11 protein-coding genes are annotated in these 12542 nt (G+C 65.2%); 6 read left to right on the top strand and 5 right to left on the bottom strand.

The window, feature by feature from the left end; translation table 11 throughout:
- Positions 1-98: 98 nt before the first annotated feature.
- Together QX135_RS16230 and QX135_RS16225 are read left to right on the top strand one after the other, a co-directional pair.
- Positions 99-1628, top strand: coding sequence for an undecaprenyl-phosphate glucose phosphotransferase (locus QX135_RS16230; RefSeq protein ID WP_316176417.1), 1530 nt, complete (start codon positions 99-101; stop codon positions 1626-1628).
- Positions 1629-1715: 87 nt separating this feature from the next.
- Positions 1716-2987, top strand: coding sequence for an O-antigen ligase family protein (locus QX135_RS16225; protein ID WP_316176418.1), 1272 nt, complete (start codon positions 1716-1718; stop codon positions 2985-2987).
- Here the strand turns inward: QX135_RS16225 and QX135_RS16220 are convergent.
- From QX135_RS16220 to QX135_RS16210, 3 genes are all read right to left on the bottom strand, one after another.
- Complete coding sequence (locus QX135_RS16220; protein ID WP_316176419.1) at positions 2984-4162, bottom strand: saccharopine dehydrogenase family protein; 1179 nt, start codon at positions 4160-4162, stop codon at positions 2984-2986. The two genes, QX135_RS16225 and QX135_RS16220, sit on opposite strands and share 4 nt — an antisense overlap.
- A 48-nt stretch (positions 4163-4210) precedes the next feature.
- Entirely contained in the window at positions 4211-5389 is a 1179-nt protein-coding gene (locus QX135_RS16215; RefSeq protein WP_316234163.1) for a saccharopine dehydrogenase family protein, read from the bottom strand.
- Between the two features lie 127 nt (positions 5390-5516).
- Positions 5517-6302 (bottom strand): DUF169 domain-containing protein, encoded by a 786-nt coding sequence (locus QX135_RS16210; protein ID WP_316234162.1) that lies wholly within the window; start codon positions 6300-6302, stop codon positions 5517-5519.
- 186 nt (positions 6303-6488) lie between these two features.
- Between QX135_RS16210 and QX135_RS16205 the strand changes: the two genes are divergently transcribed.
- Entirely contained in the window at positions 6489-8336 is a 1848-nt protein-coding gene (locus tag QX135_RS16205) for a tetratricopeptide repeat protein (RefSeq protein ID WP_316234161.1), read from the top strand.
- On the opposite strand, the gene QX135_RS16200 is transcribed toward QX135_RS16205, so the two are convergent.
- A complete protein-coding gene (locus QX135_RS16200) occupies positions 8333-9121 on the bottom strand; it encodes a YdcF family protein (protein WP_316160004.1) in 789 nt (262 codons plus the stop codon). The two genes, QX135_RS16205 and QX135_RS16200, sit on opposite strands and share 4 nt — an antisense overlap.
- A gap of 130 nt (positions 9122-9251) precedes the next feature.
- On the opposite strand from QX135_RS16200, the gene QX135_RS16195 reads away from it, so the two are divergent.
- The 3 genes from QX135_RS16195 to QX135_RS16185 all read left to right on the top strand — a co-directional run bounded on the left by QX135_RS16195 (position 9252) and on the right by QX135_RS16185 (position 11969).
- Positions 9252-10193, top strand: a complete 942-nt coding sequence (locus QX135_RS16195; RefSeq protein WP_316160003.1) for an acetamidase/formamidase family protein — start codon at positions 9252-9254, stop codon at positions 10191-10193.
- Positions 10194-11207: 1014 nt separating this feature from the next.
- Complete coding sequence (locus QX135_RS16190; protein WP_006614936.1) at positions 11208-11405, top strand: hypothetical protein; 198 nt, start codon at positions 11208-11210, stop codon at positions 11403-11405.
- 87 nt (positions 11406-11492) lie between these two features.
- On the top strand, positions 11493-11969 hold the full coding sequence (locus tag QX135_RS16185; RefSeq protein ID WP_316234160.1) for a GcrA family cell cycle regulator: 477 nt from the start codon (positions 11493-11495) through the stop codon (positions 11967-11969).
- Positions 11970-11986: 17 nt separating this feature from the next.
- On the opposite strand, the gene QX135_RS16180 is transcribed toward QX135_RS16185, so the two are convergent.
- Complete coding sequence (locus QX135_RS16180; RefSeq protein WP_316234159.1) at positions 11987-12433, bottom strand: endonuclease domain-containing protein; 447 nt, start codon at positions 12431-12433, stop codon at positions 11987-11989.
- Between the last annotated feature and the right edge of the window lie 109 nt (positions 12434-12542).

Below are 12542 nucleotides of genomic sequence, written 5' to 3'. Positions count from 1 at the left end.
GGGAATTTCCCCCGGCGCTATCAGCGCTTACATGACCACAAATACTAACAAACATAATCCGGGCTTGTACGACTGTGGAACCGATCAACGCTCGCTCGATGTTGGATGCTGCTGCGGCGACGGCCGCATCGACCGCCGCGGCCGGACGGCCGGCCGTTGAACGGCGTCGCCGCCTGTCGCCGGCGGCCCTCGCGGTCGCCAATCAGAAGGTTCACCGCGCCTACTCTCCGATCGTCCTCGCCGGCATCGTTCGCATCACCGATTTCGTGCTGCTGAGCGTCGTCGGCAGCGTCATCTATTTCGGCTACGTGGTTCCGCTCAGCGGCTTCCATTGGGAGTATCTCGTTGCCATTCTCGGCCTGGCCGTGACCACGGTGGTGTGCTTCCAGGCCGCCGACATCTACCAAATCCAGGTCTTCCGCGCCCAGGCGCGGCAGATGACCCGGATGATCTCGTCCTACTGCTTCGTCTTCCTGCTGTTCATCGGGCTCTCCTTCTTCGCCAAGATCGGCAACGAAGTCTCCCGTCTCTGGCTCGCCGCGTTCTTCTTCGTGGGGCTCGGCGCGTTGATCGCGAGCCGCGTCGTGCTGCGCAACCTCATCCGCAGTTGGGCCAGACAAGGACGCCTCGATCGCCGGACCATCATCGTCGGCGCTGACCAGAGCGGCGAGGACTTGGTGCGTGCCCTGAAGGCGCAGGACGACTCCGAGATCGAGATCCTCGGCGTGTTCGATGACCGCAACGACTCCCGCGCGCTCGAGACCTGCGCTGGCGCGCCGAAGCTCGGCAAGGTCGATGATATCGTCGAGTTCGCGCGCAGAACCCGCGTCGACCTGGTGCTGTTCGCGCTGCCGATCTCGGCGGAGACCCGCATCCTGGACATGCTGAAAAAGCTGTGGGTGCTGCCGGTCGACATTCGCCTTTCGGCCCATACCAACAAGCTGCGCTTCCGGCCGCGCTCCTACTCCTATCTGGGCGCGGTCCCGACGCTCGACGTGTTCGAGGCCCCCATCACCGACTGGGACCTGGTGATGAAGATGCTGTTCGACCGGCTGGTCGGCGGCCTCATCCTGCTGCTTGCGCTTCCGGTGATGGCGCTGGTCGCGCTCGCGATCAAGCTCGACAGCCCGGGGCCGGTGCTGTTCCGGCAGAAGCGGTTCGGCTTTAACAACGAGCGCATCGACGTCTTCAAGTTCCGGTCGCTCTATCACCACCAGGCCGACCCCACGGCGTCCAAGGTCGTCACCAAGAACGATCCGCGGGTGACCCGCGTCGGCCGCTTCATTCGCAAGACCAGCCTCGATGAGCTGCCGCAACTGTTCAACGTGGTGTTCAAGGGCAACCTCTCGCTGGTCGGTCCGCGGCCGCACGCCGTGCAGGGCAAATTGCAGAACCGGATGTTCGACGAGGCCGTCGACGGCTATTTCGCCCGCCACCGCGTCAAGCCCGGCATCACCGGCTGGGCGCAGATCAACGGCTGGCGCGGCGAGATCGACAACCAGGAGAAGATCCAGAAGCGCGTCGAGTTCGACCTCTACTACATCGAGAACTGGTCCGTGCTGTTCGACCTCTACATCCTGCTCAAGACGCCGCTGGCGCTGATGACCAAGAGCGAGAACGCCTATTGATATCGGGGATCCGGAGCGGGCAAACGGCCGCTTCGCGCGTGTGTCTGGCCGATCCCGCCATGCGTTGCGTATGAGTGTGAGTTCGCGATGGCCATGACGGCGGCAGCCGGAGAGTTCGCATCGAGGCCGATCGCCCCTCCGGGCGTCGTCGCCCTGCAGCGTGCGCTGGTCTGGCTGGTCGGGGTCTCCGGCGCCATCGTGTTCATCGAACCGAGCCCCTATGAACTCGTCACGCTCGCCTCCGCCGCGGTGTTCTTCGCGACCGGCATGAGGCTGCGCCTCGTCTTCCTGCCGCTCCTGCTGTTGCTGGTCCTGGTCAATCTCGGCTACACGATCAGCGCCATACCGCTGCTCGACGATTCCAAGATTGCGACCTGGATCGCCACCTCCTGGTACATGGCCTTCACGGCGATCTTCATCGCCATGCTGACGTCGGACGACACAGAAGCGCGGCTCGACATGCTCCGCCGCGGTCTCGTGATGGGCGGCGCGATCGCAGCCCTCGCGGGCGTCGCCGGCTATTTCCATCTGGTGCCGGGTGGATACGATCTCCTCACCCTGTATGGCCGTGCGCGCGGCACCTTCAAGGACCCGAACGTGCTCGGCGCGTTCCTGATCCTGCCGGCGCTGCTCGCGCTGCAGAACGCCGTGACCGCCCGCTTCGCCGCGACCTTGCGCGCCAGCTTTGCGCTCGGCGTGATGGCGCTCGCCATCCTGCTCGCCTTCTCGCGCGCGGCCTGGGGCGGCCTCGTCCTCACCGCCGCCTTCATGCTGGCGACGATGGTGCTCACCAGCCAGACGCGGGGCGAGCGCTCCCGCATCATCTTCATGACGTTGGCGGCCGCCGTGGCCGGCATCGTCCTGATCGGCGTTCTGCTCTCCATCGATTCCATCGCCGACATGTTCAAGCAGCGGGCAAGCTTCGACCAGAGCTATGACGAGGGCCGGTTCGGACGCTTCGGACGCCACATTCTCGGCGCCGACATGGCGCTCGACCTGCCGTTCGGGATCGGGCCGCTGCAGTTCCACAATTACTTCCCCGAGGACACCCACAACTCCTATCTGAACGCCTTCATGTCGGGCGGCTGGCTGTCCGGCATCTGCTATCCCGCTCTGGTCTTCACCACCGTCATTCTCGGCTTCCGCTATCTGTTCGCGCGCGTGCCCTGGCAGCGCACCTACATCGCGGTGTTCTCGGCGTTCCTCGGCACGGTCGGCGAAAGCTTCATCATCGACACCGACCACTGGCGGCACTTCTTCCTGATGCTCGGCACGATGTGGGGCATGATCACCGCCACGCGCGCCCATCAGGCCAAAGCGAACCGATCCGCAGGGACCGGTGCGCACATCACCTCTTAGTCCTCCACCGCAAACGTCAGCCCGGCATTATCCACCAGCCGCTTGATCAGGCTGTCGCCCAGCGCAGCGCCCGGGGTCCAGAACCCACCTTTCACGCCGGCGCCGTCGCGTAGCAGGCTGACGGCGCATTCACTGATCATCTTCGCCGTCAGGCCATAACCGGGATCGCCCTTCCCCTTCACCGACGTGCGAACGCGCCGTCCGTCGGGAGACACTGCGACGCACAGCAGGTCGAAATATCCGTTGTCCCGCATCTCCTTCGGGGGCCCCTCGCCGACCTTGGGCGCATTCGGGCCGGTCTTCTCGGCATTTGCCGCCATCACCAACTTGGCGTTGGCCTGGCCCTGCTCGCCGTCGCCGGTCAATACCATCTCGTCGTAGACGAAGTCCTGGCCATAGGGAAAACCCATCAGCATGTTGGAACGATGGACGTTTCGCGTGTTGACCAGCGCCATCGCAAACGGCGCGGCCCAGGACTGGAAATCCTCCTCAAAGAGCGGACGGTTGGCCGGCGGCTGCTTCGGGCCCTTGAATCCTGGCGTCAGCGCGAACGGGTCCTTCATGATTGCCACAAGGCTCAAATCGGCGGTCAATACGGCCGCTGTCGCCTTTGCGCTCGCCGCGGTGCCGCCCGACAGCGAGCCGCTCATGCCACGAATGCGGCCCTTGACGCGGGGTGCAGCAGAGCCAAGCGCGCGCCTGGCATGCTCCTGCAAGAACAGTACGCCGAGTTCGAACGGCACCGAGTCGAAGCCGCAGGAAAACAGCAGACGCGCACCGCTTTTCTCGGCCTCGGCTTGATACTGTCCGATCATCTGGTGCATCCACACCGGCTCGCCGCAGAGATCGACATAGTCGGCCCCCGCGGCGACGCAGGCGGCGAGCAAATCACCTCCGTAAAGCTGATAAGGACCGACCGTCGTCAGCACGAGTTTCGCCTGATCGACCATCGCGCGAATGGAGGCGGGATCGCTGGAATCGGCCACGATCAGCGGCAGGTCGTCCGACGCTCCGATCGTATCGCGCACCGCGGCGAGCTTATCTTTGCTGCGTCCGGCCATCGCCCAGCGCAGCGATGCGTCGCCGCGATATTGCAATTCCAGATACTCGGCCACGAGTTGGCCGGTGAAGCCGGTCGCACCATAGACGACGATGTCGAATTTCGGTGACGTCATTCTCGTTCCTGGATCGATGCGGATCAGTTGCGCCGTCGCCCCCGCGTCCTAATCCTCCACCGCAAACGTCAGCCCGGCATTATCCACCAGCCGCTTGATCAGGCTGTCGCGGAGCGCAGCGCCCGGCGTCCAGAATCCACCTTTCACGCCGGCGCCGTCGCGTAGCAGGCCGACGGCGCATTCGCTGATCATCTTCGAGGTCGAGCCGTAGCCGGGATCGCGGTTGCCCTTCACGGACGCGCGGACCTGGCGGCCGTCGGAGGCGATCGCGACGAAGAGAAGATTGTAGTAGCCGTTCTCGCGCTCCTCCTTCGAGGGACCCTCGCCCGGTTTCGGCGCATTCGGCCCGGTCTTCTCGGCATTTGCCGCCATCACCTTCCTGGCGTTGGCCTCGCCCTTCTCGCCCGCACCGGTCAGCACCATCTCGTCGTAGACGAAGTCCTGACCATACGGAAAACCCATCAGCATGTTGGAGCGGTGGACGTTGCGGGTGTTGATCAACGCCATCATGAACGGTGCCGTCCAGGACTGCAGATCCTCCTCATAGACGGGCTTGTTGCCCGACGGCTGCTTCGGGCCCTTGAAGCCGGGTGTCAGGGCGAACGAGTCCTTGAGGATCGATACCAGGCTCAGATCCTTGGCGACCGCATCGAAGGTCGCCTTGGCGCTCGCCGCGGTGCCGCCCGAGAGCGTGCCGCTCATGCCGCGGACGCGGCCCTTCACGCGCGACGCTGCGGCGCCGAGCACCTTCTTGGCCTGCTGCTGCACGAAATAGACGCCGAGCTCGAACGGCACGGAATCAAAGCCGCAGGAGAACACGATGCGCGCGCCGCTCTTCTCGGCGGTGGCCTGATGCTTGTCGATCATCTGCCGCATCCACACCGGCTCGCCGCACAGATCGACATAGTCGGTGCCGGTTTCGGCGCAGGCCGCGACGAGCTCGTTGCCATAAAGCTGATAGGGACCGACGGTGGTCAGCACCAGCCTGGCCTGCGCCACCATCGCCTGCAGTGACGCGGGATCGGAGGCATCGGCCGCAATCAGCGGCGTCTCCGCGGGCGCGCCGATCGCATCGCGCACGGCCGCGAGCTTGTCGAGGCTGCGGCCGGCCATCGCCCAGCGTAGCGAGCTGTCGCCGCGATATTGCGTGGTCAGGTATTCGGCGACGAGCTGACCGGTGAAGCCGGTGGCGCCATAGACGATGATGTCGAATTTGGATGACGTCATTCTTGTTCCCTAGATCTGCTGCAAATGAGTTGCTCCGTCATTGCGAGGAGCGCTTGCGACGAAGCAATCCAGACTGTCTCTGCTGAAGGACTCTGGATTGCTTCGCTGCGCTCGCAATGACGATCACCTATTTCTTCCCATACGACACGCTCATGCCGGCGCGGACGTCGTTCTGGATGCCGTAGGGCGCGATCGGATAGCGCAGACCGTTCCTGGCGAGCTGTCTCATGCCGGCGATCGCCTTGGCGAGATCGGCGGGCTTCAGCGCCATCAGCATCTCCTCATCCGGCACGCCGCCATAGCGGCGCTCGGCGAAGCACGGCAGCGACAGGCTCGGCTCGCCGGTCTTCAGCGCGCGGCCCCAGGAGTCGGCGCAGGCGGTCTCGCCGACGACGCCCCATTCGAACTTCTTGTAGCCTGTATATTGCAGGCCGTTGATCAGGATGATCATCTGTCCCGGCGTCGCATAAACGAGGCAGATGTCCGGCGGATCGAGCCGGCCGCTCGAAAGCGGGCTGACCGCCATGGCCTGGTAGCGGCCGAACGGCACGACGTCGAGCGCCTCCTGCCGCTTGCGCGCATCCTCGGCCGTGCCGTGCCAGACTCCGACATAGTTCTCGCCCTTGAGCCAGGTCTCGTCCTGCGGGCCGAGCCCGATCACGGCCCGGCATTGCGCGCCGACGAGATCGTCGCCGGTGATGCCGACGGTCCAGCCGAGCCGTGCGGCCATGCTGACGATCTGGTCGGTCGTGTGCACGGCGTTGGGACGGCGGATCTTCTCCACCGCCTCCATGTCGGCGACGCGGGCGAACATCTTGATGCCGATGACGGTCGTCTTCAGCCGCAGCAGGTTGTTGAGATCGGCGACCATGGCAACCAGATCCAGCCTGTCCGGCGCGCTCGGCTGTTGCATGTGGCGTTCCCCTCTGCCGCACCCATCGGATGGCGCGATCCGTGCGTTCGATGTCGGGCGCTTGTTAATGCCTTGCGCCGGCCGAGGCCAGTATTTCTGCGCGACGCGCTCGCACGCCATACCATGATCCTTCTCGATGTCCCTAGAATCACTTATGAATTTTTGATCCTCGGACAGGGCCCCGCGATGAGCCAGCGCGACCGGAAAGATGGCGCGACAAGCGCGAAGGCCGGCCCCGGCGGAGCGCCGGTGCTGTCGCCGGCCGCGCTCTACGAGGCCGGGCTGCATCACCTCGGCGCCGGCCAGCTGCTCGATGCGCAGATGTGCTGCGAGCAGGCGCTGGCGGCCGACCCGAACCACGCCGACAGCCTCGCGCTACTGGGCATCGTCGCGCTGCAGACCGGGCAGCACGACCACGCCGTGGCGTGGTTCTCGCGGGCCATCCGACAAACGCCGAAGATCGACTATCTCACCAGCCTCGGCTTCACCTTGAAGCAGATGGGCCGGCTCGACGATGCGCTCGCGGTGTTCGACAAGGCGATCCAGCTCAAGCCCGACGAGGCCGAATTGTGGAAGCATATGGGCGGCGTACTGCTGGCGCTCGACCGCGGCGCCGAGGCGCTGCTGAGCTATGAGCACGCGCTGACGATCGATCCCGCCCACCGTGAGGCTGCGTTCCAGAGCGGCCTGCTGCTGCATCAGCAGCAGCGCTATGAGGAAGCCGCCCGAGCCTTCACGATATGCCTGACGCAGCGGCCGGACGACCTGCAGTCGCTGCAGATGCGCGCCCGGTGCCTCCGCGAGCTCAGACGCTACGACGCGTATCTGGCCGATTGCGAACGCGCGCATGCGCTGGCGCCGACAGAGCCGATGGTCTGCAACAATCTCGGTGATGCCTTTGTCTGTCTCGGCCGCAGCGCGGAGGCGCTGCCGTGGTTCGATCAGGCTCTGGCGTTGCGGCCGGACTTCGTCGAGGTGCTGCTCAACAAGGGTTTTGCGCTGCTGCAGCTGCTGCGTTTCGAGGATGCTGCTGCCGTCTACCGGCAGATTCTCGCGCTCGTCCCCGATCATCCCAAGGCGGCGTGGCAGCTCGCGCATATCGAGCTGCAGTGCGGCGACTTCGTCTCCGGCTGGGCCCGGCGCGAGGCCCGCTGGGCCATGCCGGATTTCTCGATCGACTATCCGCGCTTTGCCGAGTCCAAATGGCTGGGCCACGAGGACATCGCCGGCAAGACCCTCCTCATCGAGGAGGACGAGGGTTTCGGCGACACCATCCAGTTCGCCCGCTACGTGCCGATGGTCGCCGCGCGCGGTGCCAAGGTGATCCTGGTGGTGCGGGAGGCGCTGCGGCCGCTGATGGCCGGCATCGACGGCGTGACGCAATGCCTCGCCTACGCACCGGACCTGAAGCGGCCGGTCTTCGACATGCACTGCCCGGTGATGAGCCTGCCGCTGGCCTTCGGCACCACGCTCGATACCATTCCACCGCCAAGCTATCTCCCGCCACTGCCGGCCGAGCGCATCGCGGCCTGGGAGCGGCGGCTCGGAGCGCATGACCGGCTGCGGGTCGGCTTGGTCTGGTCCGGCAACCCGCACCAGGGCAACGACCGCAACCGCTCGATGCCGCTTGCGACCCTGCTGCCGCTGCTCGATCTCGGGCCGGATTTCATCAGCCTGCAAAAAGAGCTGCGGCCAGCCGACAAGGCGGTGCTGGCGCAGCAGAGCGGAATCCGCGACCTCACCGTCGAGTTGACCGACTTCGTCGAGACCGCGGCGCTGATCTCCTGCCTCGACGTCGTGGTCACCGTCTGCACCAGCGTCGCGCATCTTGCCGCCACACTGGGACGTCCGACCTGGATCATGCTGCCCCATCTCGCCGACTGGCGCTGGCTGCGCGATCGCGACGACAGCGCGTGGTATCCGAGCGCGCGGCTGTTCCGGCAGGACGCGAGCTGCCGCTACGAGCCGGTCGTCGAGCGCGTGCGCGGCGAGCTGGCGGCAAAGGCGGCGGGCTTCAGCAAGACGATTGCCTAGGCCGGTCCCGGAAACAGATCGTCGATGCGGCCGCGCAGGCGGTAGGCCACGAGCCCGACCCATTCGCGCACGGCGATGTCGGCGCGGCGCAGTCCGAGCAGCGAGATGCCGTCGAAGTCGAGCACGCGGCCGACGCGCCAGTCCACCGGATAGGGCTCGACCGGGAAGCCGGCCTTGCGGAACAGCCCCACCGAGCGCGGCATATGATAGGCTGAGGTCACCAGCAGCCAGCGCTCGCCCGGCTTCGGAGAGATCATCGCCTTCGAGAAGATCGCATTCTCGTAGGTGTTGCGCGACTGCCGCTCCAGCAACAGCCGCTCCTTCGGCACGCCGAGGCTGAGCAGGATCTCGGCGCCGACATCGGCCTCCTTGGCCTCTGTCGCGATCAGGTTGGCGCTGCCGCCGGTGAACAGGATGCGCGCATTCGGGTAGCGCCGCGCCAGCGCGGCTGCCTGGATCACCCGGTCGGCGCCCGCCACCGTCACCGGCATGCCGTACATGACCGACAGGTCGGAATCGACGGGACCGCCAAGCACGATGATGCCGTCCGGCGCGCCGCTCGCCGGGTCCCATTTCGGAAACCGGCTCTCCAGCGGATAGAGCATGAGGCTGCCGAGCGGCGTCAGGCCCACGATCGCCAGCAGCAGCATGGCAGACACCACGAGCCTGCGCCCCAGCACGGAAAACCGGGTCAGCATCAGGATCGCGCCGACGAGGCCCAGCGCGATCATGAAATTGGTCGGCAGTGCCAGCAGGCCGAGCGTCTTCGACAGCACAAAGAACATTGCGAGCTCCGGCGCGGAGTGAGGTGCCACGGCCGCCCTCATACACGACAGCGGCCATGCGTCGCCATCTCTCTGCGGCGGCCGGCGGATGCGCTATGCTCGGTCCCGAACCGGTACGAATGAGAGGACCATGGCCCATCACCATCTGCACGCGAGCCCCGAGACCTGCCATTGGGGCTTCTTCGAATCCCGGCTGAAGCCGGTGCTCACGATCGACAGCGGTGACGAGGTCACGATCGATTCGATCAGCGGCGGGCCCGACGTGGTGCCCGACACTAGCAAATTCCATGTGCCGCCGGAATTGTTCGACGTCCACGCCCGCAGCGAGCGCATGGTGCCCGGCCACATCCTGACCGGCCCGATCGCGGTCAAGGGCGCCGAGGTCGGCGACGTGCTCGAGGTCGACATCCTCGACGTCCAGCTGCGGCAGGACTGGGGCTACAATTTCATCCGGCCGCTGGCGGGCACCCTGCCCGACGATTTCCACGAGAGCCGGCTGATGAACATCCCGCTCGACAAGGACCGGATGGTCGGCAAGCTGCCGTGGGGCCTGGAGCTGCCGCTGGCGCCGTTCTTCGGCGTGATGGGCGTGGCGCCGCCGCCGGCCTGGGGCCGGATCACATCGCTGATCCCGCGGGCGATGGGCGGCAATCTCGACAACAAGGAGCTTAGGCAGGGCGCCAAGCTGTATCTGCCGGTGTTCGTGCCAGGCGCGCTGTTCTCCTGCGGCGACGGCCATGGCGTGCAGGGCGACGGCGAGGTCTGCGTCACCGCGATCGAGACCGCGCTGCAGGGCCGTTTCCGTCTCACCGTGCGCAAGGATCTCAAATTCGACTATCCGCGCGCCGAGACGGCGACGCACTACATGACGATGGCGATGGACCCCGACCTCGACCAATGCGTGGTGCGGGCGCTGCGCGACATGATCGTGCTGCTGGGCGAGAAGCGCAATTTGTCGCGCGAGGACGCCTACACGCTGTGCAGCCTCGCCGCCGATCTGCGGGTGACCCAGACCGTCAATGGCTCCAAGGGCATTCATTGCATGATCGCGAAGGCCGTCGTGCACGGGTGAGAAGACAGGGCTGAGCGTCGGGCCAAACACACTGCTGTCGTCCCTGCGAACGCAGGGACCCATAACCACCGAGCCAAGTCCTGACGAGAGGTGGCTGGACTTGCGCAAGCCAACTGCTCCCTGGGGTTATGGGTCCCCGCGTTCGCGGGGACGACGCCATTGATGCCGCGCGAGGGAGCGCATCGAACGACGCGTGACGTCGCGCTGCCGCGGCAGATCCTGCCCGGGTCATGCTGCAGCATCTCACCCTCTGAAAGGTCGGAGGGCGCAGGGAAGGCCAGGCGTCGGCTGACGCCCGCGGCCCGCCTGCGAGAAAAAATGCAGGCGGCAGGTACCACAGGTGCAGCCGAGAAACGCCCGGCCTTCCCTGCGCGATGGTCTTCACGCTTATACGCAGTCTGCCTGGTGCGCCGGGCTTGTTGGCCACCATGCGCGATGATGCGCTTTCGCGCACCACCGCGGGGACACCAGCATCGGGGTGTCAGCACGCTGCGACTTCACGTCCGCGCCGAGCCGTTCGTCCGCGCGTCCATAAGGACACGCTGCGGCTCCATCGCGGCCATCGCTCCCCGCCTCGCGTGTCGTGACGATCGCGCGCAACGCCCCTCCGGCTGAGACGGGATGGCGGCACTAAAGCACAATTTCCGGAAAAACGAAAGAACAATTTCTGGAATGACGAATTTTTTTCGCAGTGACCGCGATGGCCGCCGCCTGCTCTGCGGAAATTTCAGCCAGGGTTCCCCAACCAGGCACCGTGGCACGACGGTGGTTGAAGAGACCATCGGACACCGCGGCTCACGCGAATCTTCTCGACCCGTGCTTCGCCGTCGGATTCCGGCCCCGGACTCGCCGAGCGGGCGGAGAGTCACCGTCGCGACCGGTCAGGTCCGTCATATTTCCATAAAATTCAATGCCTTAACCAGTTATCCCCAAGCCGCTGTACAACCTATTGGATTCCTAATAGAGTCTAAAAAGTTACTTTTCTGTACACCGGTTACGGACTAGCTTTTAGGCATGGCGACGGAAAAAGCCGAAACTGACCGCATCCCCGTAACCCTAGCCCTGGCAACCATCGGCTATCTCGAAAAGCTCGTGAAACAGGGAACCCATGGCACCAGCGTTCCGGGTGTCTGCAGAACGTTGATTGAAGAAGGCATCCGGCTCGCCATCAAGGATGGGCTGCTGTCGATTCGCGACAACGGACGGGCGTAAGCTAGGGACACGCAACGCGGACAACAGTTTTCGGTGCAGCCGTCGGCCAGGACGATCCAGGACGGATCAAACTTGGAAGCGACAACAATGCCCGCCGAACGACAGACACTCCCCACCTGGACCGAGGAACGGCTCCAGGCCCTGAAGCAGCACTTTGAGGCCGGGCTGACCTGCCGAGAGATTGCCGCCGAGCTCGGCGTCAGCCGCAACGCCGTGATCGGCAAGATCTCCCGCCTGGCACTGACGCGCGACAATGGCGGCGATTCCAGGCGCGTGGTCCGCGCCGAGACGACACGCGATGGCGCACACCGTCCCGTGCCAAAGCTGCGCCGCCGCATCCTGCGCGCGGTGCAGAACGACCCGCCGCCTGTGATTGTCGAGGAGCCGGTCGGCACCGTCGTGAACGGCTGCTCGCTGTTCGAGCTCTCCAAGGAACGCTGCCGCTGGCCGATCTCGACGCCCGGCGCGGATGACTTCTGCTTCTGCGGGTCGAAGCCGATCGAGGGCTTGCCGTATTGCCCGAGCCATACGCGAATGGCGTATCGGGTGGCGTCGTCAAGGTAGAAAAAACGACGGAGTCGCTAGGGCCCCTTCACTCCTCCACCGTCACGCTTGGCCGTTCGCCGCGTTCTGCCAGGCTGGCGCGGCGATCTCGTCCCCCCTCCCCCTTGCGGGGAGGGGTCGGGGGTGGGGGTCCACGCGCGCTGAATTTCGTGAAGTACACCTTCGATGTTTCGCAGGACGTCGCTGTTCCAGAAGCGCATCACCCGATATCCCAACGCCTCGATCTGCCGCGTGCGGGCCGCGTCTTCCTCCTGCTGCCAATCATGTTGGCCGCCATCAACTTCGATAACTAATTTGGCCTTGCGGCTGACGAAGTCGACGATGAAGGGCCCAATCTGGGCCTGACGGCGGAAGTGAGAACCGGCCAGATCGAGATCGTGGCGAAGACGTTGCCAGAGTATCCGCTCGGCCTCGGTGGGCTCGGCGCGCATCCGGCGGGCGAATGTTTGCTGGCGATCATCCATGGCGGAAAATCTCATCACACGCAGCGCGACTCTGACCGACCGGGTTGATCCCTGACATTTTGGACCGGGCTGATCCCTGACACTATTCGATCACTGCTGTGTTGTCTCC

Source organism: Bradyrhizobium sp. SZCCHNR1098 (assembly GCF_032489375.1).
Classification (GTDB): domain Bacteria; phylum Pseudomonadota; class Alphaproteobacteria; order Rhizobiales; family Xanthobacteraceae; genus Bradyrhizobium.
This window is presented reverse-complemented; position numbering and strand designations above follow the sequence as displayed.

Bases quoted from the DNA above. Each gene is read 5' to 3' on its own strand.
- QX135_RS16230 (WP_316176417.1), top strand. From the start codon at position 99: ATGTTGGATGCTGCTGCGGCGACGGCCGCATCGACCGCCGCGGCCGGA.
- QX135_RS16225 (WP_316176418.1), top strand. From the start codon at position 1,716: ATGGCCATGACGGCGGCAGCCGGAGAGTTCGCATCGAGGCCGATCGCC.
- QX135_RS16220 (WP_316176419.1), bottom strand. From the start codon at position 4,162: ATGACGTCACCGAAATTCGACATCGTCGTCTATGGTGCGACCGGCTTC.
- QX135_RS16215 (WP_316234163.1), bottom strand. From the start codon at position 5,389: ATGACGTCATCCAAATTCGACATCATCGTCTATGGCGCCACCGGCTTC.
- QX135_RS16210 (WP_316234162.1), bottom strand. From the start codon at position 6,302: ATGCAACAGCCGAGCGCGCCGGACAGGCTGGATCTGGTTGCCATGGTC.
- QX135_RS16205 (WP_316234161.1), top strand. From the start codon at position 6,489: ATGAGCCAGCGCGACCGGAAAGATGGCGCGACAAGCGCGAAGGCCGGC.
- QX135_RS16200 (WP_316160004.1), bottom strand. From the start codon at position 9,121: ATGTTCTTTGTGCTGTCGAAGACGCTCGGCCTGCTGGCACTGCCGACC.
- QX135_RS16195 (WP_316160003.1), top strand. From the start codon at position 9,252: ATGGCCCATCACCATCTGCACGCGAGCCCCGAGACCTGCCATTGGGGC.
- QX135_RS16190 (WP_006614936.1), top strand. From the start codon at position 11,208: ATGGCGACGGAAAAAGCCGAAACTGACCGCATCCCCGTAACCCTAGCC.
- QX135_RS16185 (WP_316234160.1), top strand. From the start codon at position 11,493: ATGCCCGCCGAACGACAGACACTCCCCACCTGGACCGAGGAACGGCTC.
- QX135_RS16180 (WP_316234159.1), bottom strand. From the start codon at position 12,433: ATGGATGATCGCCAGCAAACATTCGCCCGCCGGATGCGCGCCGAGCCC.